The 25,362-nt window shown below is 64.1% G+C and carries 22 protein-coding genes and 1 pseudogene; 12 read left to right on the plus strand and 11 right to left on the minus strand.

Annotated features, from left to right (window positions below):
• Positions 1-3: 3 nt before the first annotated feature.
• Entirely contained in the window at positions 4-519 is a 516-nt protein-coding gene (locus tag Q8T13_07135; GenBank protein ID MDP3717520.1) for a DUF5655 domain-containing protein, read from the minus strand.
• Between the two features lie 24 nt (positions 520-543).
• On the opposite strand from Q8T13_07135, the gene Q8T13_07140 reads away from it, so the two are divergent.
• Positions 544-1,233, plus strand: a complete 690-nt coding sequence (locus Q8T13_07140) for a DUF3891 family protein (GenBank protein MDP3717521.1) — start codon at positions 544-546, stop codon at positions 1,231-1,233.
• Positions 1,234-1,368: 135 nt separating this feature from the next.
• Here Q8T13_07140 and Q8T13_07145 read toward each other — a convergent pair whose 3' ends face one another.
• A complete protein-coding gene (locus Q8T13_07145; GenBank protein ID MDP3717522.1) occupies positions 1,369-1,887 on the minus strand; it encodes a heme-binding protein in 519 nt (172 codons plus the stop codon).
• Between the two features lie 130 nt (positions 1,888-2,017).
• Here Q8T13_07145 and Q8T13_07150 point away from each other — a divergent pair, with 130 nt between their 5' ends.
• Genes Q8T13_07150 through Q8T13_07165 form a run of 4 tightly spaced genes read left to right on the plus strand, consistent with a single transcriptional unit; the run spans position 2,018 to position 5,856 of the window.
• Positions 2,018-2,251, plus strand: coding sequence for a hypothetical protein (locus tag Q8T13_07150; protein ID MDP3717523.1), 234 nt, complete (start codon positions 2,018-2,020; stop codon positions 2,249-2,251).
• A 21-nt stretch (positions 2,252-2,272) separates the two neighbouring features.
• Positions 2,273-2,749 carry a (2Fe-2S)-binding protein gene (locus Q8T13_07155; GenBank protein ID MDP3717524.1) on the plus strand — a complete coding sequence of 159 codons (477 nt, stop codon included), beginning with the start codon at positions 2,273-2,275 and terminating at the stop codon, positions 2,747-2,749.
• Positions 2,746-5,079 (plus strand): molybdopterin-dependent oxidoreductase, encoded by a 2,334-nt coding sequence (locus tag Q8T13_07160; GenBank protein ID MDP3717525.1) that lies wholly within the window; start codon positions 2,746-2,748, stop codon positions 5,077-5,079. The genes Q8T13_07155 and Q8T13_07160 overlap by 4 nt, the downstream gene beginning before the upstream one ends.
• A gap of 39 nt (positions 5,080-5,118) precedes the next feature.
• On the plus strand, positions 5,119-5,856 hold the full coding sequence (locus tag Q8T13_07165; protein MDP3717526.1) for a DUF1801 domain-containing protein: 738 nt from the start codon (positions 5,119-5,121) through the stop codon (positions 5,854-5,856).
• Between the two features lie 38 nt (positions 5,857-5,894).
• Here the strand turns inward: Q8T13_07165 and Q8T13_07170 are convergent, their stop codons facing one another.
• On the minus strand, positions 5,895-7,148 hold the full coding sequence (locus Q8T13_07170; GenBank protein ID MDP3717527.1) for a carboxypeptidase-like regulatory domain-containing protein: 1,254 nt from the start codon (positions 7,146-7,148) through the stop codon (positions 5,895-5,897).
• Positions 7,149-7,276: 128 nt separating this feature from the next.
• Here Q8T13_07170 and Q8T13_07175 point away from each other — a divergent pair, with 128 nt between their 5' ends.
• Positions 7,277-9,184: a DUF2207 domain-containing protein gene (locus Q8T13_07175; protein ID MDP3717528.1), complete on the plus strand. Its 1,908-nt coding sequence runs from the start codon at positions 7,277-7,279 to the stop codon at positions 9,182-9,184.
• 16 nt (positions 9,185-9,200) lie between these two features.
• Here the strand turns inward: Q8T13_07175 and Q8T13_07180 are convergent, their stop codons facing one another.
• From Q8T13_07180 to Q8T13_07190, 3 genes are all read right to left on the minus strand, one after another.
• A complete protein-coding gene (locus tag Q8T13_07180) occupies positions 9,201-9,503 on the minus strand; it encodes a type II toxin-antitoxin system RelE/ParE family toxin (protein ID MDP3717529.1) in 303 nt (100 codons plus the stop codon).
• Complete coding sequence (locus Q8T13_07185; protein ID MDP3717530.1) at positions 9,503-9,787, minus strand: hypothetical protein; 285 nt, start codon at positions 9,785-9,787, stop codon at positions 9,503-9,505. The genes Q8T13_07180 and Q8T13_07185 overlap by 1 nt, the downstream gene beginning before the upstream one ends.
• A 282-nt stretch (positions 9,788-10,069) precedes the next feature.
• Positions 10,070-10,366 carry a hypothetical protein gene (locus Q8T13_07190; protein MDP3717531.1) on the minus strand — a complete coding sequence of 99 codons (297 nt, stop codon included), beginning with the start codon at positions 10,364-10,366 and terminating at the stop codon, positions 10,070-10,072.
• Between the two features lie 179 nt (positions 10,367-10,545).
• On the opposite strand from Q8T13_07190, the gene Q8T13_07195 reads away from it, so the two are divergent.
• Both Q8T13_07195 and Q8T13_07200 read left to right on the plus strand, forming a co-directional pair.
• Entirely contained in the window at positions 10,546-11,127 is a 582-nt protein-coding gene (locus Q8T13_07195) for an outer membrane beta-barrel protein (protein ID MDP3717532.1), read from the plus strand.
• A 115-nt stretch (positions 11,128-11,242) separates the two neighbouring features.
• Positions 11,243-12,184 (plus strand): response regulator, encoded by a 942-nt coding sequence (locus tag Q8T13_07200; protein MDP3717533.1) that lies wholly within the window; start codon positions 11,243-11,245, stop codon positions 12,182-12,184.
• On the opposite strand, the gene Q8T13_07205 is transcribed toward Q8T13_07200, so the two are convergent.
• Positions 12,181-12,357, minus strand: a complete 177-nt coding sequence (locus Q8T13_07205; GenBank protein MDP3717534.1) for an ATP-binding protein — start codon at positions 12,355-12,357, stop codon at positions 12,181-12,183. The two genes, Q8T13_07200 and Q8T13_07205, sit on opposite strands and share 4 nt — an antisense overlap.
• 65 nt (positions 12,358-12,422) lie before the next feature.
• Positions 12,423-13,796 (minus strand): annotated as a pseudogene (locus tag Q8T13_07210) (PAS domain-containing protein).
• A 410-nt stretch (positions 13,797-14,206) separates the two neighbouring features.
• Between Q8T13_07210 and Q8T13_07215 the strand changes: the two are divergent.
• From Q8T13_07215 to Q8T13_07230, 4 genes are all read left to right on the plus strand, one after another.
• On the plus strand, positions 14,207-14,683 hold the full coding sequence (locus Q8T13_07215) for an MEDS domain-containing protein (GenBank protein MDP3717535.1): 477 nt from the start codon (positions 14,207-14,209) through the stop codon (positions 14,681-14,683).
• 33 nt (positions 14,684-14,716) lie between these two features.
• Positions 14,717-14,845, plus strand: coding sequence for a hypothetical protein (locus Q8T13_07220; GenBank protein MDP3717536.1), 129 nt, complete (start codon positions 14,717-14,719; stop codon positions 14,843-14,845).
• Between the two features lie 3 nt (positions 14,846-14,848).
• A complete protein-coding gene (locus Q8T13_07225) occupies positions 14,849-17,710 on the plus strand; it encodes a PAS domain S-box protein (GenBank protein ID MDP3717537.1) in 2,862 nt (953 codons plus the stop codon).
• A 231-nt stretch (positions 17,711-17,941) separates the two neighbouring features.
• Complete coding sequence (locus tag Q8T13_07230) at positions 17,942-18,700, plus strand: hypothetical protein (GenBank protein MDP3717538.1); 759 nt, start codon at positions 17,942-17,944, stop codon at positions 18,698-18,700.
• A gap of 38 nt (positions 18,701-18,738) precedes the next feature.
• Here Q8T13_07230 and Q8T13_07235 read toward each other — a convergent pair whose 3' ends face one another.
• Genes Q8T13_07235 through Q8T13_07245 form a run of 3 tightly spaced genes read right to left on the minus strand, consistent with a single transcriptional unit; the run spans position 18,739 to position 25,185 of the window.
• Positions 18,739-19,887, minus strand: coding sequence for a serine protease (locus tag Q8T13_07235; GenBank protein MDP3717539.1), 1,149 nt, complete (start codon positions 19,885-19,887; stop codon positions 18,739-18,741).
• Positions 19,868-22,705 carry a S8 family serine peptidase gene (locus Q8T13_07240; protein ID MDP3717540.1) on the minus strand — a complete coding sequence of 946 codons (2,838 nt, stop codon included), beginning with the start codon at positions 22,703-22,705 and terminating at the stop codon, positions 19,868-19,870. The genes Q8T13_07235 and Q8T13_07240 overlap by 20 nt, the downstream gene beginning before the upstream one ends.
• An 11-nt stretch (positions 22,706-22,716) precedes the next feature.
• Positions 22,717-25,185, minus strand: coding sequence for a hypothetical protein (locus Q8T13_07245; protein MDP3717541.1), 2,469 nt, complete (start codon positions 25,183-25,185; stop codon positions 22,717-22,719).
• Positions 25,186-25,362: the final 177 nt, after the last annotated feature.

Below are 25,362 nucleotides of genomic sequence, written 5' to 3' on the forward strand. Positions count from 1 at the left end.
CGGTTAGCTCAGGAACTTCGGCGACACCTTGGGGCGCTTCGCCTTCGTGGCTTTCTTCTTCTTCACGGCCGTTGCGCCCTCGAAGTCGTAGGCTTCGCGCAACCAGTCGGTCAAGGGTGGTTCCACGGCGTCGCGGTGCGCGATCTTCAGGATGTTGGCGAACTTGGTCTTCGAGCGCGCCTCGACCCGCTTCACATGGGGCGACTTCAGCGCACGTTCGAGAAACACCGACACTTCGAGGAAGCTGCGCCTTGGGCGCACGAAGCAGTAGACCGTCTCGCGCGCGAACATGATGCAGGTGCCCGAGGCATAAATGCGCTGGTCGCCCAGCTCGGCCAGGGTCTCGCGCAGCCGCTCCCACGCCTCGCGCAGGTCCTCGGACAAGTCGGCCGTCAGCGCCGCCTCGGTCGTCGTCCAGCAGTCGTGGACCACGCCCGCGTCGACCCACTCCTTGCAGTGATAGCACTCCCGGCCGGTCATCAAGGGATTGTACGACTTGGCGTTGTAAGATTCAGGCATCTTGCGCCCTATCTCGAATCGATCATGATTGTCAGGCCCGCTGAGGCCGGCTGCGTGTTGATCACCCAGCCGGACCACGCTCAACTCGCGCGCCGCATCATGGAGCACTGCGTGTCGCTCGTGGAGAACCCGCGGCGCAACGCGATCCTGCGCGCCATTGGGGACCATGACGATGGGTGGCGCGAGCTGGACGAGGAGCCGACGGTCGACATGCGGACCGGCGACGTCGTGGATTTCATCCACGCGCCAGTCAGCGTGCGCCAGGGCGTCTGGCCGCGGGCCGTCGCGGGGCTGGCCGACGACCCTTGGGCGGCGGCGCTCGTCGCCAGTCACGCCCTGTTTGCCTATGACCGCTTCCGCAGCGATGCGGCATGGGCCGGGTTCTTTGCCGGCCTCGAGAAGTCCCGGGCCGCGTTGCTGCGCGAGAGCGGCGGATCGCCCGAACAACTCGAGGCCGACTACGCGTTCCTGCGGCTCGGCGATCTGATCTCGCTCGCGTTTTGCACCGGCGGCGTGTCGGCCCAGCCCTTCCGTGACTGGACCGTGCAGTTAGTCGGCCCCCGAGTCGTCGTGACGCCAGGCATCTTTGGCGGCGCGCCGGTCACCTTCGAGGTGCGGGCCAGGGCGGTGCGCCCGCCGTTCGAGAGCGACGCGGAACTGCGTGAGGAGTTGGGGCGATCGGTGACGGCGCTTCTTCAGGGTGAAGCAGCCTGATGTGGCTTGCGGCCTATTGAGGCGTATGCCCCGTATTGCGATGGTGATACAGCTCCATCTCGCCGAGGCGGTCTTTACAGGAGATCAAGAGATCAGGAGCAAGTAGAGTCTCCTGACCTCCTGATCTCCTGTTTCTTATTTGATGACGCCGGCGCCGGCCTTCGAGATGATCTCGTCCTGCGCGGCGGTCACGCCGCTCGTGCCCACTGCACCGAGGAACTCCTCACCGCGCATGATCGGCACGCCGCCGGCGAAGGTGATGCCATTGGGCACTTCGGTGACGGCCTTCTCCTTCATCTTCGCGCCGTACTCCGCCGTGGTCATCTTCGCGGCCACCACCGTGGCGGCCTTGCGCATGGCGATGTCGTACGAGCGCGCGCTGGCGCCGGTGATCCGGCGCAGCACCACCGGGGTGCCCACGGCGTCGGTGACGACAATGGTCACGTTCCAGTTGTTCTTGCGGGCTTCGGCTTCGGCGGCATCGATCACCTGCACGGCCATTTCATAGGTCAGCGCCTGCGGTGCGGGCGGGGCCGGCTTCTGCGTCGCCGCGGCAGGGGCCGCCGGGGCCTGGGCCTGGGGGGACGCGGTAAAGCCAATCACGCCCATCAGCAGCAGGGCAGGCATCAGTCGTACGGAGGTCGCGCGGGTCATTGAAGCTCCTCGAAAAAATGTGAACAAGTCTAGGGTGAAAGTATGCCGCAGTTTCGGCCGGCTACGGCTGGGCCAGCCAATTTCTCGGTCCTCAGGCTAATATCGAGCCGCCATGGCGAGGACCGACAATATGAGGACCACACTGACCTTGGACAAGGACGTGGCCGCGCGGCTCGAGCAGGCGGTCCAGAAGTCGCGCCTTCCGTTCAAGACCATCGTGAACGACGCCCTCCGCGCCGGCTTGTCCGTGATCGACAAGCCTGCTTCGATCTCGGCCCGAGCCTGGTCGGCAGCCTGGACGATGTGCACGGCGTGCTCGGGCGGTTGGAATCTCCTGGCTCATGATCTCTTGATCTCCTGTTGACGTCCGGGCCACACTCCCCGCATGGCGAACATCACCCTGCAGGTGAACGGCAAGGCGCACACGGTTGACGTCGAGCCTTCCACTCCTCTGCTGTATGTCCTCAGAAACGACCTCGACCTGTCGGGCCCCAAGTTCGGCTGCGGCCTCGGCCAGTGCGGCGCGTGCACCGTTCTGATCAAGGGCGAGGCGGTGCGCAGTTGCATCCGCCCGGTGTCGCAGGTGGCGGGCCAGGAGATCACGACCCTCGAGGGCCTGGCGCAGGACGGCAAGCTCCATCCGCTGCAACAGGCGTGGATTGACGAGCAGGTGCCGCAGTGCGGGTTCTGCCAGAACGGGCAAATCCTCACCGCCAAGGCGCTGCTCGACAAGACGCCAAACCCCACCGACGCGCAGATCCGCGAGGGCATGAACGCCACCCTCTGCCGCTGCATGACGTATTACCGGATCAACAAGGCCATCAAGCTGGCGGCGACGAACATGTCGAAGGGGGCGCTGTGAACTCCCGCCGCGACTTCATCAAGAACACCGGCATGCTCGTCGTCGGAATTGCCGCCTCAGGAGAAGTGCTTTTCGGTGGAGGCAACCCCTTCTTGGGGTTGCCTGGACAAGCGGCCGGCCCGTACCCCGACCCCGACTTCCTGCAACTCGACTCGTGGATCGTCATCCGCGCCGACAACACGGCCACCTTCTTCGTCGGCAAGACCGACCTGGGCCAGGGCACCGGCACGGCGTTCCGGCAGATCATGGCCGACGAGCTCGACATCGCATACGAGAACACCAGTTGCGTGATGGGCAGCACGCACAACACTGTCGACCAGGGTGGCTCGGGTGGATCCGATGCGCTGCAGACCGACGGCTATCCCATGCGCCGCGTCGCAGCCGAAGCGCGGCGCGTGTTGCTGGAGATGGCATCGAAGCAGCTTGGCGTGCCGGTCTCGCGACTGGGCGTCACCGACGGCGTGATCTCGGTGACAGAGGACAACACCACTGGTGTTGGCTCCCTCACCTATGGCGACCTGGTGGGCGGCAAGCGGTTCAACGTCACGCTGACCGGCAAGAACACCGACACCACCACCGGCATTGCGAAGTTGAAGCCGGTGCAGGAGATGAAGAACGTCGGCAAGTCGCATCCGCGCTACGACGTGCCGCCGAAAGTAGACGGCTCGCTCAAGTGGGCGGTGGACATGAAGGCGCCGGGCATGGTGCACGCGCGCAACGTGCGGCCGCCGTTCGTGGGCGCGACGCTCGTCAGCATCGACGAATCGTCCGTGAAGGGTATTCCCGGCTTCGTCAAGGTGGTGAGCAAGGGCAACTACGTCGCGGTGGTGTGCGAGCGGGAGGAGAACGCCATTCGCGCGGCGCGGCAGTTGAAGGTGGAGTGGAAGAAGCCGGCGACCGCGCCCTTCCCCACCTCCGACAAGCTGTTCGAGTACATGCGAGCGGCCACGCCGTCATCCACCGGCAAGCCCACTGAGATCGGCAACGTCGACACTGCCCTCGCCGGCGCCGCCACCATCGTCGAGGCCGACTACGACGTGCCATTCCAGGGTCACACTTCGATTGGTCCCGCGCATGCCATGGCGGATCCGTCGAACGGGCAGATGACCATCTACACCAACGACATGAAGTCGTATGGCATGAGGAACGGCGTGGCGCAGTTCCTGAAGATGCCGCGCGACCGCGTGCGGGTGATCTGGATGGAGGGCCCGCAGGGCTACGGCCGCACCGCGGCGGACGATGCGGGGTTTGAGGCGGCGTATATTGCGAACGAGATTGGGCGGCCGGTGAGGGTGCAGTGGAGCCGGCAGGAAGAGACGGCGTGGGACACCAAGGGTCCGGCGTATTCCTTCAAGATGCGCGGCGGCCTCGACGCGGCCGGTAACGTCGTGGCGCTGCATTACGACGCGTGCGCGGCGGACCACAATCACGTCGGCTACAACGAGCACGAAACGGTGCTCATCTCGCAGCTGATGGGCACACGCAAGTCGCCGCCCTCTCCGGGCCGCGCGTCGCTGCCGTCGGACATGTACGTCATCCCCAACCGCAAGAACACCACGCGCGTGGTGCCGTTGCCCCAGCCGTTCGAGACGCCGCTTCGCCTGGGCAACCTGCGCGACCCCGACGGCCCCCAAGTCCAGTTCGCGCTGGAGTCGTTCATCGACGAGCTCGCCGCGAAGGCAAAGGCCGATCCCGTGGAGTTCCGTCTGCGGATGCTGCAGGCCAGCACGCAGGACGACAGCGGCTTCAAGCGCGCCCGCTCCATCGCGTGTATCAAAGCCGCCGCCGAAAAGTTCGGCTGGGATACCAGGCCATCACCAGTCGTTCGGAGAGCCGGGGCTTCAGCCCCGGCTGACATCCTCACCGGCCGCGGCATCGCCTACGCCTACCGCAGCCAAACCGTCGTCGCCACCATCTGCGAGGTGGAGGTCAACAAGAAGACCGGCCGCATCTGGGCCAAGCGCATCGTCGTGGCCCACGACTGCGGCCTGGTGATCAACCCCGAGGGCCTGATTCGCGTGCTCGAAGCCGGCACCCTCTACGGCCTGAGCCGCGCGCTGCATGAAGAGGTGACGTTCGACGTCGAGAAGGTGACCAGCGTGGACTGGAACACCAGCCCAACGCTGCGCCACGAGGACACGCCGGAGCGGATTGACGTGGTGATCGTGAACGGCGACCCAAACCCGAATCGCCCCGACCTGCAGCATTACGGCGCGGGCGAGACGGTGGTGAAGCCGATGCTGGCGGCAGTGGCGAATGCGGTGTTTGATGCGACGGGTGTCAGGATGCGGCGGGCACCATTCGCGACCCGCGCATCGAGCCTGGCCTAATTCATGCCGGCAAAACGGCCGGGAAGGCGCCTCGCATCGGTGCGGGATTACATCGCGTCGAAGCCGAAAGAATCTCGAGCCAGCCTGGAAGCGGTGCGCCGGGCGATTCTCAAGGGGCTTCCGAATGCGGAAGAAGGGCTGGCCTATCAAATGCCGGCCTATACGCTGAACGGCGTCGGCGTGCTGTATTTCGCCGGGTGGCAGTCGCACTACTCGCTCTATCCCGCGAGCGATGCGATGGTCGAGGCGTTCGGCAAAGACCTGGCGCCATACGAACGCAGCAGCAAGGGGACGCTCAAGTTCCCGTTGTCTGAGCCCGTGCCGGTCCGCCTGATCGAGCGAATCGCGAAGTTCCGAGCCCGGCAAGTCACCACGCGCGACGGGGGCACGGGCCGGCGCAAAGGCGGACGGGAAGGACAGGTCGATCGGATCCGCCGCCTCTGCGCCACGCTTCCCAGCGCGTTCGAGAAGATGTCGCACGGCACGCCCTGCTTCTTCGTCGAGCAGGGCAAGGACTGCTTCGCGATGTTTGCCGAACACCACCGGGACGATGGCCGGCTGGCGGTGTGGGTGCCGGTGGCCGACGGCCTGGCGTCGCTGATGATCGAAGAATCGCCCGGCGTCTATTTCAACCCGCCGTACGTCGGCACCGCGGGGTGGGTGGGCATCCTGCTCGATCAGATCGCGGATGACGCGCTCGAGAGCCACCTGCGCGAGGCTCGGCGGATCATCACGTCCAAGCGGAAGCCCGCGCGCAAACGGCGCGGCGGCATGTAGGTCCGCCTCAGCCCAACCTGCCCACGTCGCGTCCTCTTCTATTGACGACCGACGGTAATCGTTAACTGGGTGCGCGATCCCGGTGCGACGTGCAACACGTCATCAGTAACGTCCTTTCCATCCGCACGGATGCTGACGACGCGCCACCCTTTGGCCAAACCGACTTTGAATATGCGCTCCCCGAAGATATTGCCAAAGTAAAAAGAGCCGTCGGCGGAAACGTCGACACGGACTGCGCCGACCACATCGTCATCGAGCAACCACCACGCCGAGATGCCGCTACCATCCAACAGCGGAACGCCAACCTCCTCCGCAATGATGCGTCCATTGATCAGGCCAGCCGCTTCGAGCTGGATGAATACCTCGACAGGGCCCTCAGAGACGTCGACCTGCTTGAATCCCGCGTATTGCTTGCCGTCAGCGCTGCCGAGCGCGTGGAGGAGATACCGCCCTTCTCGAAGGTTGTCGACTCTCACGACCGGGCCATCCAGCGCTTGCATCGACTGGTCTGACTGCGACAATTCAAATCGATCGAGGCGATACCCTTCCGGCCCAACGACCCGAGCGCTAATCGATCCCATCACGGCTCTTGGTAGCCGGAAGTCGATATTGACCGGTTGCCCGGCGATTACGGCAATTGGCTGTGTCTCGTCGATCTCCCAAACGCCCGGGTAGTAAGCACGCTCGGCACCACCGGTACCGGCGGGGAAGTCTGCTGACAGGGCGACCTCGCCTGGTGGAATCCCCCCTATTTCGAATCGACCGTCGGCATCCGACTTCGTGTGTTCCAGACATTGCTCCGGACCCAGACACATGGTGCTCACAGAGGCATCGGGCATTGGGCGACCGTCGTGACCGATGATGCGGCCCCTGATGATCGCGGCGGGACGAGCGAAGATGACCACGTCACAGATTTGATTATCGTCAACGGGGATTCCCTCACATCGTTCAGGCTCCTCACGGGAGCCACCGAAGCAAATCGGCTGGTGGGTCTTGCCGGTCACCCGTACTCGATATGAGCCCGCGCCGATCTGGCTGACTGAGAATCTTCCGGCAGCGTCGGTGCGTGTGACAGCACTTCGCGGACGCGGTCCCGGACCGCGAACGCCTCCCGCGTCGACTTCGAAGAGAAGGACTTCGAGATCGGCAATGGGATTCGCCGACAGCGCGTCGAGGACGCCGCCATGGATCCCCGCTGTACCCTCCCGCAGGGGCAACGTATCGCACCCCAAATACGAGGATTGCGCCCCGGAACAAAGCAGCTGCGCGATGGAGACGATGACGCCAATCATCGGATGCGACCTGCCTCAATGATATGACTTACCAGGGTCGGAGAACCGAGTCGAAGAATCGGGTGTGCAACTCGCGAGAGGTGCCGACATGACCCGGACGACAGCGGCGAAGGGGTAGGCTAGTGCCGATGACCCCTCGACTCGTCACCGCGTGCGCGGTTGCACTCTGCGTTCTTGCCCTGCCTGCCGGCGCGCTGGCGCAGCGCGCGCTGCACTGGGACCTCGTCGAGGTTGCCGCCCACCTCGACGCCGAGGGCCGGCTGAACGTCACCGAAACCCAGACCATGGTGTTCTACGGCGACTGGAACGGCGGCGAACGGCGCTTCAACATTCGCCCGCGCCAGCAGTTGCGGCTGGTGAGCCTCGAGCGGGCCGACGGCGACCGCTCGATCCCGATGGTGCGCGACAGCAGCCTGGATGATGTGGACGACTACGCGTTCACCGATGACACGACCCTCCGCTGGCGCAGCCGGCTGCCGGACGATGCGCCGTTTGAGAGTGCCAGCAGGACCTACGTCCTTCGCTATCAGCTATCGAATATCGTCCTTAAGAATGGCGACGACTACACACTCGATCACGACTTTCTGTTTCCGGATCGCCAGGGGGTGATCACCCGCGCGAGCGTGGCGCTGACGTTTGATTCCGCGTGGCAGCCGCAAGCCGAGGTGCAGAGCCGCTACACCGCCGAGCAGGTGCCGCCGGGCCGTGGGCTGGTGGTGACGATTCCGCTCCGCTACACCGGCGCCGGCGTGCCCGTGGCACTCGCCACGGACCTGCCACTCGGGATTGTCCGCGCCCTGTGGTCGCTGCTACTCATTCCGATCGTCGTGGTCGGCTGGGTCTTCGCCCGCGAGCGCTGGTACGGACGGTTCGCGCCGCTCCATGCGCAGGTAGACGAGGCGTGGATCCGCGAGCACATCGTGAAGCACCCGGCTGAAGTGGTGGCGGCGGCGTGGGATACCAAGGTCGAGGGCGCGGAGGTGGTGGCGTTGATTGCGCGGCTGGTCGCGGAGGGCAAGCTCACAAGCGGCGCCAAGAAGAAGTCGATGACGCTGCACCTGGCGGTCGACCGCGACACGCTCGACGGCTACGAGCGGGCGCTCGTGGACGGCTTGTTCTTCCAGAAACGCACCGACACCTCCACGGCACTGGTCCAGCGTCACTACAAGAAGACCGGCTTTGACCCGGTGGACCTGATTCGCCCCGGCCTCGAGGAGCGCGCCGCGGCGATACTGCCGGCCGGCCGGACGCCGTGGCGCGTGCCGATGGTCGCAACCGTCCTGTATGGCGCCGGAGCGGTCCTGGTCGGTCTTGAATGGATGAACGACTACATCAGCACCACCGTGGCGGCCCTGTTGACCTTCGGCGCGCTGACCTTGGTCCTCGTCGCACGGGCGCAGGGACTGCGCTTTCGCGCCAACATCCAGTGGGGTCCGAACAAGGCGTTCGCGAGCCTGATCCCAGTGGCCCTGGGCGTGGGTGCAGCGGCGCTCTATCTGTGGCGATGGGCCGACAGCGGCGTTGAGCCGGCCACTGACAGCCTGGTCGTTGGGGTCGTGCTGCTCGCGTTGTCAGTTCTGTTTGCAGGAGTGGGCGCGCTCAAGTCCACGCAGCATCGCGCCGCGCTGGCCTTCCGAAAGACGCTGGCCTCGGGCCGCGAGTTCTTCATCGCTGAACTCGCGAAGGACCGCCCGGCACTGCGCGACGAGTGGTTCCCGTGGATCCTGGCGTTCGGGCTCGGCAAGCACATGGACGAATGGTCGGCACAGCGCGACAGCGGATCTACGAAGCGTTCTGGCGGCGGCACATCGTCAGGCTCGTTCGGCTCCGGCGAGGGCTCCGGATCGGGCACGTGGACCGGTTTTGCCGGCGGCCGCTCCGGTGGCGGCGGTGGCGGCGCGTCGTGGAGCACGATGGCGGCCGGCCTGGCCGCACCGATCAGCGCAGAGAGTTCGAGCAGTTCGGGAGGATCGAGCAGCTCGAGCAGTAGCAGCGGCGGCGGATCTTCAGGGGGCGGCGGTGGGGGCGGGTGGTAGCCGCAGTGCGGTGGGTTCAGGGATCGCTTCGCAGGATTGACTCGATATCCATCCGACCGCCAATGACCCGCAGAATCACCGCGTCGTCCCCCTCGACGCGGTACAAGATGACGTACTCACCGACGGGGAATCCGCGCAGGCCGGGTCGGAGATCATCACGCCGACGGCCGGCCCGTGGATGCGACCCAAGCAGGCTGAATCTTGTGGTAAGTGACTCGATCATGCGGTCTGCAGTCGCAATGCTACCGCTCTCGACAAACAGGTAGTACGCGAGGTTATCGACGTCGGCCTGGGCTTGCGGCGACAGCCGATGGGCCATCAGCTCGCCGTGGGGGAACCTTCGGCAGCAATGCGGCGGCGAAGGCGGAGCTTCGCGTCTTCGGCAAGAGCCTTCATGGAGGCCTCGGTCACGGGAAGTCCTTCCCCGCGCGCCAGAGAGGCCTCGGCCTCATCCAGAGCGGACAGGATCTCGTGCCGCCGCCGCTCACGCTCTTCCCACAGAGCGAGCGCCTCCTCGACCGCGTCTTCTTCGCGCGCGAAGCGGCCACTGTCGATGGCCCGCTGAGCAAACGCCCGCTGGTCCGGCGTCAGATCGACTCTCATAGAGTCAAGGTAAGGTGTGCCACTGACCCTGTCAAGGCTGGAACTGTGGGCACGTCGCACGGACAGAGGCGTAGGGAGGGGAAGGACAGGAAGTCCACGATCAGGTGAAACCAGTAACGCAGCGACGACACTGCAGCGGCACTTGCGCACCACCGCACCACCTACCAGCGACGACTGACCATCAACCACGGATCCTTTGCAGGGACCAATCGTCTCTTGGGCTTTTCGTGGGCTGACAGACCCACTAGACCGCGCGCCCATCCTGCCTTCCCCACAAGCTCGCTACGACAACTCTCCCAACACCGCATCGTCCTGCTGATACGCCTCGATTGGCGTCTTGGCGTTCGTGGTCTTGAGAGCCTGCTCGAGCAGCCGAATCTCCCGCGCGACTCGCGTGACCATACGGTCGAGGATTCTCACGTCGTAGATCGGCTCCTTGATAATCTCCTTGTCGGCGGACGCGCCGTAGAAGCGCCGTTCCCGGTGCGCGTTGTCATTGCGCAGCGCCACCAGCTCCTCGTGGCGCTTCTTGAGCGTCTTGAGCCAGGCCAAGCCTTCGTTGATGGTGATCTCTGCCATACCGCCTTCAGTCCGACGCCCAGTAGCGTCGACGACGACGATGCCATCGTCGTCCAAAGAATGTCAACGGTCTGGGATCCCAACAGGCCGGCGTACCATGGCGGCGCGCTCAGGCGGTCCTCCCCCATAAGGTCGTGGACGCTGACCTCGGGACCATGGCTCTATAATTGTGCCGCAGCATGGTTATCCAACGCGCACTGCGGCTTAGCATCTTCGCCGTCCTCATCATCATCGGCACTGCGGCGCCGGCGCGGACCCAGGGCTTCATCAGCCCGTTTCTCGGCGTTAACTTCGGCGGCGTGTCGGGATGTCCCCAGTTGAGTGACTGCGAGAACCAGCAGCGCAACCTCAGCCTCAGCCTGGGAAAGTTTGGCTCGTTCTTCGGCGCCGAAACCGAGGTGGCCTACTCGCCCAAGTTCTTCGGCGAGGCCCCGGGACTGTCGTCAAACGTCCTGACGATGATGGGGAACGTCATGCTGGCACCCAAGGTCGGACCCGTCCGCCCCTACCTTTTGGCCGGCACGGGCATCATGAAGACGCGGTTCGAATTGAGGACGACGGACCTGCTCTCGACGAACGACACCTCGTTTGGATATGTCGTGGGTGGCGGCGTGTTCGCGTTGCTCGGCGACCACTTCGGCGTGCGAGGCGACGTGCGCTACTACCATTCGTTTCCGGCCGTCACGATCCTGGGGATCACACTGCGCAGCGACAAGCTCAACTTCTCCCGCGCTGGGGCCGGCGTCGTCTTCCAGTTCTGACGAGCTCCGCCTCGGGGTCTGTTGGGATTGGGCGAGCTCGGGAATTGGTCTATTGGAGCCACCAGCTCGGCTGTCGAATTGCCTCGGCGACTCTCGATCGTTAACATACCAGCCGATGTCTACACATCATCACGCCGGCGAACACGTCGTGCACTTCTATCGCGACGACCTTGATTTGTGCGCGGCTGTCACTCGCTTCATCCTTCAGGGGGTGGACCGGGGGGAACGATCGATCGTCCTGGCCACTGAAACGCACTGGCGCGCGATCTGTGAGTCACTGAAACAGTCAGGCCATGAGCCTGCGACGCGCGAGGTGACGTTTGTCGATGCCGACGCCATGCTTCGCGACATCGTCGTTGACGGCGTACCCAATACCCGGCGGTTTGCCGAAGCCGTCCAGCAATTCATCGCCGGCGCGCACCCACAACGCGTGCGGATTTTCGCTGAGCTGGTGACGCTATTGGCAGAACGCGGCTTACTCGATGCTGCCCTTGAGCTCGAGCTGGTTGGCCACCAGCTGACGGCTTCGACGGGCTGCGACATCCTGTGCGCGTATGACCTTTGCCATCTCAATACGGCTGGAGATGACGTGCAGCGGGTCGCCGGCGCTCACCACCGTGCCGTTCCCGACGTGCCGAGAGGCCAGCTCGGTGCAAAGACAATTTTGCTCGCCGATGATTATGAAGATACCCGCGACCTTTACCGGGAGTACTTAATCGCCAGTGGCTACCGTGTCATTACCGCCGAGAGCGGGCGTGATGCGATTCGCGCGGCGACGATGTGGACGCCGGACCTGGTCTTGATGGACATTCGCATGCCCGACCTGAGTGGAGTCGATGCCATGCTCGAGCTAAGGCAGGAGCCACGTTTCAGGAACGTTCCGATCATCGCGTTTACAGCCCATGCGAGTGAGAATACGCGGGTCGAGTGCCTCGCAGCGGGCTTCACTGCAGTGATTGTGAAGCCCTGCCTGCCTGATGAGCTGCTCGAACTGATCCGCCAGTTTTCCTCATGGATACCTGACGTCGACGCGCCGGCACCGGCCCAGAACGTTTAGCCGTTGAAGCGCGAGAGCGCCGTCTGTCCACTCACCGGAAGCGTCGTGACGATCGTCGTCCCCGATCCGACGCCAGCGCTGACCGCGTGAATGGTTCCGCCGTGCTGTTCGACGAGATGTCGGGTGATGGCCATTCCCAATCCAAGACCGCCGTGGCGTTGCGTCGCGGTGATGTCGGCCTGCCGAAACCGGTCGAAGATGTGCGGTAGGAATTCCGCGTCGATTCCGACCCGGTATCTCTGACGCGGATGCTGACCACGCCAGCGTGGACGTCGGCGGCGATCTCGACCTTGCCACCCTCGGACGTAAACTTCAGCGCATTAGACAGCACGTTGCCAAACAACTGATGCAAGCGCCGCGGGTCGCCGACGATCTCCGGCAGATCGGAGGGTATCGCCGACACGATTTCAATCTGCTTGGCCGCGGCCGCCGGTGCCACGCTGTTCACCAGAGTGTCAAGAACCTGTTGCAACGATACCGGCTTGCGTTCGATCTCAAGTTTGCCGGTGATGATCCGGGACACATCGAGGATGTCCTCGATCAACTGCCCCTGCAATTTCGCGTTTCGCGCGATCACGTCGATCGCGTGCTGGGTACGGTCGGGCGATAACCCGCCCATCTCGAGCATCCGCACCCAGCCCAGGATTGCGTTCAGCGGGGTCCGCAGCTCATGCGACAGCGTCGCAAGGAACTCGTCTTTCAGCCGGCTCGCCTCTTCCGCCGCGGCCAGTCGGGCAAGCTCCGCCTCTTTTCGGCGGGTGACCATCATGCACACCCCGGTCATGCGCACCGGCCGCCCGTCGTCGTATTCGACGAGGCCTTGTCCGTCGACCCACCGTACGGTGCCATCGGGTGCCACGATGCGATACTCGACGTCGTGCGGCATGCCTTCGGCAATCGCCCGCTGTACCGACGCCAAGACCCGTTCTCGGTCGTCCGGGTGAATCTCGCGCTCGTAACTTGCGAAAGTTCCGTCGAAGGTGCCCTCCGGCAGGCCGTGCATGCGGGCAAGATTGTCTGACCACTTGACCGTATTCAGCGCCAGGTCCCAGTCCCACGTCCCCATCGACGCCGCGTCTAACGCAAAACGAAGCCGCTCCTCGCTGCGGCGCGCAGACTCCTCGGTGCGGGTGCGCTCGACGGCAAACGCCACCTGCGCGGCGATAATGCCAGCCAGTTGCAATTCCTCGGGGGTGAGCTCACGGCGTACCTCTGAGTACAACATGAACTTGCCAATCACGCGGTTCTGGCTCACCAGCGGGACGAACGCCATCGCCGCGATGCCTTCCGCACGAATCGTCGGCAAGTACGCGCTCAGAGAGGGTTCGGTGCTCACATCAGCGACGACGATAGATTGGGGATCGACAGACTCGGGTGACCACGGCGTGTGTCCCTCCACCGCGCCGCGATATGCGCCAGACAGCCCGCGGTAGGCCTTGAAACGCATCACGCCATCGGCGTCGAACAGCAGAATCGACGCGCGCTCGACTCCGAGGCCTCGAGCGAGAGCCTCAAGAGCGGCCTCATAGACCTGCGCGACGGTCCGCGTCGAACTGAGCGCCTGCGTCAGATGCAAACAGGCCGTCAGCGGGGTATCAAACAAAGTCTGCATGAGGCAGCACCGCTCCCGAGTCGCGCTTCTGATACTGATCTACAGAAGAGAACACTGCCGAGCTAAGGGATCGCCCAGATCCACGCCGTCATCGTAAAGGCATTGGGGCCCGTAACGTGAAACAAAGCTCTCCGGAACTGCCGAGCTTGGCGGGCGCCTTGCGCGGATACGCGCGAACTCGCACGTAAAGGCATGGCTTCGGCATGCCGGGGTCTCTGGTAGTGATGAGCTGTCGACGCACGACCGTGATCGCGTCCGGGTTGCGTGCTCAATTTGTATGGGGTTGTCATCCAACACGCGTATCATCATTTCGGAATAGCCCGTTGGTTGACCACTCTTGCCTCGACCATGCGGAATTTGCTGCGCGTCGCGACGAAGGCATTGGGGTTTACGGGCCAAGGTGAACATTGATGACGACGTCCGCTCGGCAGGTGCGATTAGCGGGAACGACGCTCGGCGCTACGCGCCACGTCTGCGCCTTCTTCCACTCCAAGGCCGACGAGTACCGGGTGCTGCTCCCTTTCATCACTGAGGGCTTCGACCAGGGCGACCGGGCCTTCCACATCGTCAAAGACGACCACCGTCCTGAACACCGCCGGCAGCTGGAAGCCGCCGGCATCGCCGTCGCGGATACCGAACGCACCGGGCAATTGGAAATTCGTCGCTGGGAAGATGCCTATCTGATCGACGGACATTTCGATCAGTTCCGAATGCTGGCGTTAATCGAGGACGTGTTGCGCGATGGGAAGACCCGTGGCTATCCCTTGACTCGATTGGTCGCGAACATGGAATGGGCGCTCGAGGATCGACCCGGCGTCGGCGACATCCTCGAATACGAGACACGCCTGAACTACGTGCTGCCTCAGTATGACGATGCCGTGTGTTGAACGTACGATCTGCACCAGTTTGGTGCTGAAGTCGTGATGGACATCATGCGGACGCACCCGGCGGTCATCATCGGCGGCATCCTCCAGGAAAATCCGTATTTCGTGCCGCCCGATGAGATGCTGCGCGAAATCCAGCAGCGCGCTCGGCAAAGCGCCCGTTAAGCGATGGCGCCGGCTGCGACCAACGGCAGTTCCGACGACGCGGTCTCGTTGCGTCGCTGCGTACGCGAGCTTGCCGCGCTGTCGACGCTGTCGGCGGTCTGGAGCAAGAACGATCTTCCGCAAATTGCCGACGGCCTGGCCGGCGTTCTGCTCCGCGCGCTGCCCATCGATATCGTCGGCGTTCGATTGCGAGGGGCCGACGGTAACATCGCGGTCGAGACGGCACGCACTCCGCGGGGCCCGATTTCGGACGACCACCTGGGGGCATTCAGCCGCGGGTTTGATGACTGCGGTGACCTCGCCGGCGGCGCCACGACGATCAACAATCCACTCGGTGGTGGCTTGCTGCGAGTGGTCACCGTGCCGCTCGGTTACGGAAGCGATTGTGGCACGCTCGTCGCCGGCGCGGAGCAAGCGGATTTCCCGACGCAAACGGATCGACTGATGCTTGGTGTGGCGTGTAACCAGGCCGCCATCGTGCTGCAGCAACGACGCTCGCAACAGCAGCTGCGGCGCAGCGAGCAGGAGCTGGCGGACTTTTTCGAGAATGCGACGATCGGCCTGCATTGGGTCGCAGCCGACGGCACGATACTGCGCGCCAACCGCGCCGAACTGGATCTGCTCGGATATGCCGTCGATGAGTACGTCGGACATCACATCGCCGAGTTTCACGTCGACCGCGAGGTGAGTGACGACATCCTGCGTCGCTTGCGGGCGGGCGAGCGCGTGCGCGATCGCGAAGCGCGCATGCGTTGCAAGGATGGCTCGTTCAGACACGTGACGATCGATTCCAGCGTGCTGTGGGAGGATGGCCGTTTCATTCACACCCGTTGCTTCACGCGCGACGTCACCGAGCAGAAACGGGTCGAGGAGATTCGGCGGCGGTTGGCGGCGATTGTCGAGTCGTCGGGAGACGCCATCATCAGCGAGGATCTCAACGGCATCGTCACGAGCTGGAATCACGGCGCCGAGGCGATCTACGGGTATACCGCCAGCGAGATTGTCGGCCGCCCGTTCGCCACGCTCGTTCCGCCGGAGCGGATTGATGAGTTGCCGACGATCCTGGGTCGGCTGTCGCGGGGCACGTCGATCGCGCACTACGAGAGCGTCCGCGTCGCGAAGGACGGACGCCGAATCGACGTGTCGTTGATGGTCTCACCGATTCTCGACGATTCGGGGCGCATCCAGGGCATTTCCAAAATCGCCAGGGATATCACGCCGCGCAAGCGCGCCGAGGGCGCTCTGAGGCGTCAGAGCGAACGGCTGGCACTGCTGTGGGAGGCCGCGTCGGTATTGCTCGTGGCCAGCGACCCCGACGCGATGCTGCGCGGACTGCTGGACAAATTTGGCGCCCACCTCGGCATCGACGCGTATTTCCATTACCTGGCCGCCGATAGCGGTGATCGGCTGAGCCTGTCGTCGTATCAGGGCATTAGCGCGGATGCCGCACGGGAGCTCGAGTGCGTGAAGTTTGAAGACGCCCTCTGCGACACCGTCGCGGTGCAGCGCACGCCGCTGGTGATCAGCGCCATTCAGCAGTCAAGTGAACCGGTGACGCGGGCGCTCAGACCGCTGGGCATCCGATCTTACGCATGTAACCCGCTGCTCGCGGGCGATCGGCTGCTCGGCGCATTGTCGTTCGCCAGCCGGACCAAGGATCGATTCGATGCCGACGAAGTGGCCTGTATCGAGACGATTTGTCACTACGTCGCGGTGGCGTTGGAGCGCTTGCGACTTCTGCACGCGTTGCAGGAGAGCGACCGGCGCAAAGACGAGTTCCTGGCGACGCTGGCGCACGAACTGCGCAACCCCCTGGCGCCCATTCGCAATTCCGTCCAGGTTCTTCACCTGCAGGGGTCGCAAGCGCCCGAGGCCCGTTGGAGCCGCGCCGTAATCGAGCGGCAGGTCGACCACCTGACGCGGTTGATCGACGACCTGCTGGAGGTCAGCCGGATCACGCGCAACCAGTTCGAACTGCGCAAGCAGCGCGTGGCCCTGGCCGACGTGGTCGCGGGCGCGATCGAGGCGAGCCGGCCCCTGATCGAATCGTCCGGCCACACACTCACCGTATCGCTCCCGTCCGAGCCGGTTTATCTCGACGGTGACGTGGTCAGGCTTTCTCAGGTCATTCTGAATCTGCTCAACAACGCCGCGAAGTACACCGAGCCATCTGGCCGCATCGATCTGACCGCGGAACAGAACGGGAGCACCGCCACGATCCGCGTGAAGGACACCGGCGTGGGCATCCCCGCCGACAAGCTGCCGCTCGTGTTCGAAATGTTTTTCCAGGCCGATCGATCGCGCGAGCGAGCCAAAGGCGGGCTCGGTATTGGTCTTGCGCTGGCGCGGCAACTCGCGGAGGCCCACGGCGGCTGTGTCGAGGCACGCAGTGACGGCATCGGCACGGGCAGTGAATTCATCGTCCGGCTGCCGGTGCTGAGCGACGAAACAGAGCCGCCGTCAGCGCCCAGTCAACCCGCGGCACGATCGGCAGCTCAAACCGCGACAATCCTCGTCGTTGACGACAACCGTGACTCAGCGGACAGCCTGTCCGCGTTCTTGCGGTTGAAGGGCAATGAGGTGTTCAACGCCTATGATGGGATCGACGCGGTCGACGCCGCGGAGCGTCACCGGCCGGAGGTCGTGCTGCTCGACATTGGCATGCCCCGCTTGAACGGCGAAGATGCGTGCCGGCGCATCCGCTCACAGCCGTGGGGTGTCGGCATGACGCTAATCGCGCTCACGGGATGGGGCCAGGAAGAAGATCGCCGCCGAACGTTGGATGCGGGATTCGACGCCCACTTCACCAAGCCGGTTGATCCCGTTGACCTGCTGACACTGATCGAGTCCCGGCGGCGGCGGTAGACGGCGCTCACAATCTTGTGGTCTCGAGATCTTGTGAATTGGTGATTTGGGTTGCGTAATTTTGGGATCTCGCGATCTGAAGATTGTCGGCCGGTCGCGGCCTCGAAACAGCGCGACGAGCGAATCACCAAATTGCAAGTCTCCAAATCCCTACATCATTAGATCCCGATACAAAATCACCAATCCGCCAAATCACCAGATCACTAAATCATCCAACGTAAGATAGACCGCATGACTCGACGGTTCGGGATGGCGGCCTTGCTGGTAGTGGCCCTGATGGTGGCGACGCCGCCGGCATCGGCGCAGACCAGGGTGACGGTGGACTGGCTGAAAACGCTGGTGTGGACCAACGACAGCCCTGCCGGGGACGCCTTTACCGGCACCCGCGAACATCTGACGACCGTCGTCAACGCCATCACCGCCGACACCTCGCTCGTCAGCCCCATGCTGTTGTTCTTCGCGGCGCAGACCGCGTTCTCGCTGAACCGGCTCGAAGACGCGGCATTCCTGTTCTATGCGGCACAGTTGCGCGCGTCGTTCGACTTCTCGCGCTACGACGTTCCGGGCACGCCCGAAACCGGCGACACCGCGCGCTACCTCAGCTTCCTGCGCAAGACGATTGGCCACAACGTGAACTCGGCGATCATGCTGCAGCCGAAGCAGTTCGCGACGGTGATGGACCGGCTCGAGCGCTGGACGGTGGTGCCGTCGCCGCAGGCGTTCTATCCGGAGTTCGCCAACGCTAAGGGCTTCAAGACGCCGGCGGCAAAGTGGCCGTCGATGGCGGCCACGCTGAAGGGCCGCTTCATGCTCGAGTTTGGCCGCAAGCAGGCACGCCTGCTGCAGGACGCGCAGTACTTCGAGGCCTTCAAGATCGTGCAGGCCATGAACCTGGGCCGCATGACCGACACGCCGGCCAACCGCACGCGGTTCCAGAAGGCGAACGAAGAGATGGCCGCGGCCGAGAAGCGCCTATTCCCGACGAAGTAGTTAAAGAACCCGCCGTTCACGATCCGTCGCGTCATTCCTCAGGGCGGCACTGTCGTCCAGCCCAAAGTGCTCCTGATGTGGGTCAGTACGAGACCAATCGGGACTGCACGGTTCACATATATTTTCTTGGCCGTGTCGAACCCAAGGTGATGCAGACCAATTACCGCGCCCGAGCCGTCGTCCATCACCGGTGACCCAGAGCTGCCGACCAGGGTGTCGCACCGGTGGCCGAAGTCGGTTGGCGCGGCGGTCGCCCCCGCGATCTTCTCGTCGCTAATCTCGCACGATTCGAGCGACACCTGCTTGAAGCCACCCAGTGGATGCTCGATCAGGATCAGACGCTGATTCACGGCGATGTTCGATGCCGGGTCGAGCGTTACGCGGCCCCATTCCGCCGGCGCGGCGCGCTCGAGCCGCAGCAGCGCATAGTCCAGCGCCGCATCGTCCGACAGCAGCGCCTCGACCCGCAGCATCACGGGCTTCTTCCCGGTTTCGTAACCCAGGTCAACGAGCGTCGCGCGGGCTTCGGTGTCGGTGGTGACGCAGTGTTCGTTGGTCAGGACCAGGCGATCGTTGAGGAGGAACCCCGTGCAGCTCGATTCACCCAGGTTGGGCACCATCGTTCTCAGGCGGACTACGGGCCTGGCCAGCTCCTGGACCCGCGGCCCGGCTTCGGTAATGTTCAACCGCGCATCAATGCCGTGAATGGCCTGCTGCTGCGCTGACATGACGGAGTAGCCATAGGTGGAAATGGCAACGGTCAAACCGCTGACATCCCCCTTGGTGTTCAGGCTGACCTCGGCAACGCTTCCGTGAACGTCGCTCGACCAGAATCCGCCGGCTGCGTCGAGCGGTGTCTGCGGCGTGACCGTGTCGGCGACCAGCCCGGTGGCTTCGGAGCGAATGACCAGGGTCCAGCCAGTGCCGCCACCGGTAATCGTGACGTAGACACGAAGGGCGGCCACGGGATCGGAGTGCGCCACACGGTCCGACCACACGAGACCCCGCGCCGCCGGCGGAAACCGCGGTGAGCGCACCTCGCTGCTGCTGAACGCCTTCGTGACGGCACTGACCACCGTTCGGGCGAACGACGGCGGCGATTGGGCGCCGGCCGCGTGCGCACCCATCACCATCGCAACGGCCGCGGCGGCGACGGTCGAGCGGCGATTAGCGGACGGGGCCCGCATAATCCCTGAAGTCCGTCAACCTGCCGTCACTTTTCCGCACGCCGTTCGGAAGCACGTACTGCACTGGCCAGTTACCCGCGTCCACGATCGTGCTTATCAGCCGGAGCGGCGTCTGATCCTGGGCCTGGTCGAGCGCCGCCGGGGGCTCGATCGGACTGTAGAGAAGCCAGTACTTGTTGCCAGGCTGTCTGATCAATCGGCGAATTTGCCGGAGGTTGAGCACGAACTGCGTGGTGGCCGTGGCGAACCGCACTTCCGTTCCTGGCCGCACCAGTTCGATCAGCAACTCATCACCTTGATTGTTGACGCCAAGTGCGTGCGTGACCGTCGATGTCGCGCGAGCCGCGTTCAGCCGTCCCGAGTTCAACACGCGGCCCTTGAGACCGTCGACCTGGTCGGCGGTCTCTATGATGTGTTGCTTGAGGTCCCACGGACTGGTGACGCCCTGCCGGTACAGCAACGCGGCAGTTGCGGTGACGAGCGGCGTCGAGAAGGACGAGCCCGACACCTTGACGTAACCGCTGCTCTTCCCTGCCGCGTAGAAACCATCGCCAGGGGCTGCGACGTGGACGATCCCGGGATGCCAATTGGCGCCAGGCTTGCCGGGCTTGGGCGGGAGAATGGCCTGGCCGTCCAGGGTGGTCGCCGTCACGACCAGCACGTTCGGGTAGCCACCCAGGCAGGCGGGGTAGATCTTGAACGTGTCGCTGCAGACGCTGATATTGATGTTTTCGGCAATGTGGTTCCCGGCGGCGACGACGAACAGCGCACCGGGTGTTTGCTTGATCCGGTCCAATAGCGAGGTTGGTTCTTGACCCGGCCGAAACGCCTGGCTGATGTTGAAGATGCGAACGTCGTGGTTGAAGTACGCATTCCTGATGCCTTCACTAATCACCGCGTCGTCCGTGCCAAACGGCAGCAGTTGTGTGCCTGCGGCTAGGGCTCCGCTCGCATACTGCGAGGTCACGGCTACGATCTGCGACGCCACGGCGGTGCCGTGATCGTCATCCTCGAAATCACGAACCGTCAGCTGCAGGGGCGACGGTGGGTCCTCGGCGGCGGGTGCCGACTCATCTTCGCGGCTCCTCGGCTCGCCGATGAAGCCAACCAACAGCGGATGATTCTCATCGACGGACTGTTCGACCAAACCGAGATACATCAGTCCGTTGCGCGCCGGTGGCGTGAATCCGGGCTTGATGCCGATGCCGGTTCGCTTCTGACCATCAAGCAGCCGGATCTCCTCGGCGGTCGGTATCTGCGGCTCGGGCTGGGCGGCGATCGAGGCCGATTGCGACGGAGACCGCCGGAGCGCTGTAAAGCGGAGCGTTGGGAACTGCTTGATCAGGACTGGGATCTGATCGTCAGGAAGGCCAACGACAAAACGCACCAGCTCGATGGGCATCGAGGCCAGGCCCTTGCTGAGATCTCGATACGGCTCCGACGTTTTGGTCGCGCTGTTGTACTGCGCGAGCCGCGATTCGCCCGCGAACACCGACAACTGCGGCGTCGGCACGGCGGCGTCGGCCAACTGCCCAAGCGTGTTTTTGCCGTCCAGGATCACGGGGCCGATATCCACGAAACTCTCGCCGTAGACATCCGGAACGGTGAGGCTGCGAGCCCTGCCATCCGCCACAAAGTCGTTTTGGCCAGCATTGCATGCATCGGGTGTCAGCGCGCACGCGATCTGAGTCATGGCTCGTTGCATCGACACGGTCGCAAAGCCGGCAGCACGCACCGCATCAGGGCCACTGGCACTGGGCGGCAACAACCTCACGGGAAGCAGTCGTTCGCGGTGCAAGCGGTCAAACAGTCTCGCCAGGGCCGCGTACTGTTCCTGCGAACACGGCGGCGCCGTGGAGGGCTTGACCTCGGAGATCGAGCAGCCAATCCGGGTCGGGGTGAACCGCGGCCAGCGCTCGATCACGCCGCGAGCCCCGTCCAACACGAACAGGTTCTGGTCCGTGGCCACCAGGCCCGCGGCCACTTGCACCGGCTTCGCGCCGTAGCGCAGGCGCGTCGGCCGCGGCCACAGCGTGGATGACGCGAAGACATTGTCTGAATTGCCATCGGCCACGTAGAACACGCTGCCGTTCGACGTGATCACGGTCGGCCGGAGCGGATACTTCACCTCGCCGGCGGTCACGATGTCGTCGGACACCGGCAACTGCAGCGACGCCGATTGGCTGGACGGCTTCTGAATCTCGGCCCACTTGGGCGCGGAAGGTGAGCGACCGAAATCCGAGGCCTGCCAGACCACACCTTCGTCTGGAGAGGTCATCAGCAGGGATTGCTCGCTGCTGGCGATGTAGTGCCGTGATGAGGCGGAGGCCCTCTCAAAGGGCGGTGTCACGTCCACCGCTTCGTTGTTGCCGATGAGATATAGCTTCGACGAGAACCGATCGGCGACATACAGGTTGTCGGCAAACGCCAACTCCGACGGCGAGACACCTGGCCCCATCATCAGGTGTGTCCTGGCCTCGCCGGTCATGATTTCGATCGCCGAGATTTCTGACGAGCCGACATACGACACGTACAGCTCACGGTCCGTCGCGGCGAGCCCGGCGACAGGCCGCGCGGCGCCGGCCTTGAAGACCTCCCACGGTCCCTCGGTCGCGAGGCTTTGTCGAACAATCGTCGCGCCATCATTGGCGACCGCGAAGAAAGTGGTCTTGTTGACGGCCAATGGTGACTTCGCATGCAGCGTCATTGGGCGCCAGGCCGCCTGCATCGCGGACAGGTCGTCCACAAGCAGGGTTCGATCACCGAGGAGAACTAGCGCCGAGTAGACCATGCCGACGAAGAAGCATCGAGTCATCATGGTGTTCCTCCTTACCTGGGCGCGACGCTGGCGGCCTGAACGGCCGCCCAAATGGTGTCAAAGACCTGGTCGTGAATGAGGTCGGAGTGGTTCATCACGACGTTGCTGCCATCGACGTTGACCAGCCTGGTGGCGCGATCGCTGAAGGCAGCTGCCGCCGCGGCTTCGGTCAGACCGTCGAGACGCAACAGTCTGGCCGGCGGTCCCTGGAAACCGGAGGCGCCGATGCTGCCGTATCGCAACACCTTGAGACCCTCGCGGTCGCTGCCCTTGATCCTGGAGGCCACTGGATACAGCACCTGGTTGGGCAGGTCGCCGGCCGAGAACATGGCCGCCATCCAGCCCCTGACCGCTGGCGTCGCCGTGGACAGACTCGCGACCACCGGTTCAAAGGCGCCGTTCTTGTCGCCAGGGAACCCAAAGCGCTTGATCTGGTCGGCAGTGGAGAACGCGAAATGCGAGAAGGCGCCCTCCAGCATGATCAGTGAATCTACCTGGTTGAGGGACGCCGGGCCGCGACCACCCACTGCGGCCGCGACCAGCCGGCCTCCGAAGCTGTGACCGATCAGGTGAATCCGCACACTGTCGCCACCGCGCTCGCGAATCGCCTTCACCAGGTCGTACACGCCTCTCGAGCCAACCACACCGGCTCGGGTCTTCATGGTCCAGAAGGTGAAGGCATTGCCAAAGTCCAGGATCTTGGCGAGCGAGAACTTCTCGGCCGGACCCCGGTTGGTGGCACCCAGCCACTCGTCGGTGATGGACACGGGATCGGAGAGGAACATCTCCTCCGCGGCGCCGTCGCTCGCCGTGGCGTCGGCATTCGGAGTGGCGCGGCGCCAGCGATCAAGAATGGTCATCAGCTCGATGGTTTCCACCCGCGTCAGCCGCTCGCCAAGCCGCTCTTTATTAAACAGCTCAACCACGCGGAGGCGATCGGCTTCAAAGCTCGTCAGCCGCGAAGCCGCGGGGAACGCGGCTTCGGCCCACGCCGACAGGTCGTTGCGAAATGAGCCCTGCACCATGGCTTCGGCGCCGGTCGGCACGCGGACGACGGGTGCGCAGTCCCCGGACTGCGTGGGAAAGATCACGGACGGCCAGTAGATGCCGACGATCACGGGTTTGATGGTGGGCTGAAGGTCTTGCGGGATCCGGCTTCTTAGTCCGTCGGCCAACTGTCGATAACGGCAATCGGCGTCAGCAGCACTGTTCCACCAGCCGTGGCTCATGATGAAGACGTCGGTGACGCCGGACACCGCGCTGAGCAGCCGGTCTCTCGTGGCGGCACTTGATTTCTCGAGGTCGCCGGCTTCCGTGTAAGACAACCGATACCCCGCGCTCGAGAACGAGAACGCCGAAGCGGCAGACTCGCGATTCGTCTCAACATTGCCGACGCCGCTCACGACCGGCGTCGGCTTGGCCGTCGTGGCCGGCGCAGGTGTGGGTGGCGCCGCAGGCGCCGGAGTGGGCTCGTTCTCCTCTCCGCCAAAGGGGTTGCCATCGAGCCGCAGCGTGACAGAGACAGAGAGCACCGGACGCCAGACCTTGGTGTGCAGCTGATCCGGGGTCAGGGCCTCCGAAATAACCTGGTCCTTCGTGTACTGGCCGGCCAATCGCGTCTCTTTCAGCATGGAGCCGCCGAGCACGAGCCCGATGTTGCGATTGAACGCAATGCCCAGGCCCGCGAACACGGCCGGCGAAGCGTCGGTCACGCCCAGGCCGACGGTGGGCCCGATCGACCAGTTCTTGAGTTCGTTCTTGCGCGACTGCCAGGTGAAGAAGATTGACGGCACCAGCGTCGCGCTGTCGATCTCGCGTTCCTCCGCAATCGAAAACTGTCCGTTCTCGACGCTCTTGGCGTAATAACGCTCGTCGCCGTTCTTCGCAAAGGAGAAGCCGTAGGTCGTAACCCACTGGCCTCGAGCCGGCCCGGTGAGCACCAGAGTCCACTGCGCGGCGGGTTGGCTTTCGGCCGTGGCATCGCGCCATAGGCGTATCTCAACTTCCTCGCCCTCCTTGATGGTCACCGTCATGCTGCGCGTCGTGCGAGCGAGGATCGCTCTTGCTCGAACGACGATCGCCTGATCGGCACACCCTTGATCCAGCGCCGTTTGGATGGCTGCGGACAGTGCGGCCACGTGGGTTTCGGCCGTGGCGGCCAGGAGGTCAGCGATGGCTTTGCTGACCGCCGGACAGGTCTCCATCATCGCCCGTTCAGTGGCCGACGCCAGGCCTCGCGGAATCACACTCGCGGGCAGTGGCTCCGGCGGTAACGAATGGTGCTGAATCGACAAGCTGTATGCGCGACCGGGTAACAGGTTGGAGAACGTGACCACATGCGTTCCCGGGTTCACCGACGCTCTTCCGGCGTCAGTGGCCGCGGATGCCAGGTCAATCTCGAACCCCTGGGCTTCGGCCAGGCGGTGATCGGCGAGCAGTAGCACGGCTAAGACAACGACGCGAAGGACCAGGGTGCCCATGACTCTGCCTTTCGTTTTGATCGGCCGACATAGTGTTAGACGGACATCGGACTGGACTTTCTCGGCAGTTGCACAGGGTGGCGCTGATGGCTGGAAATCCCAGTGATCCTGCGCTGTTTAGAACTTGGCCAAGCTGTCAAATTGGGCCAGAACGCGGACCGGGCCGTCGGGCGTCAT

It is taken from the genome of Acidobacteriota bacterium (assembly GCA_030697165.1).
Taxonomy (GTDB): domain Bacteria; phylum Acidobacteriota; class Vicinamibacteria; order Vicinamibacterales; family UBA2999; genus 12-FULL-67-14b.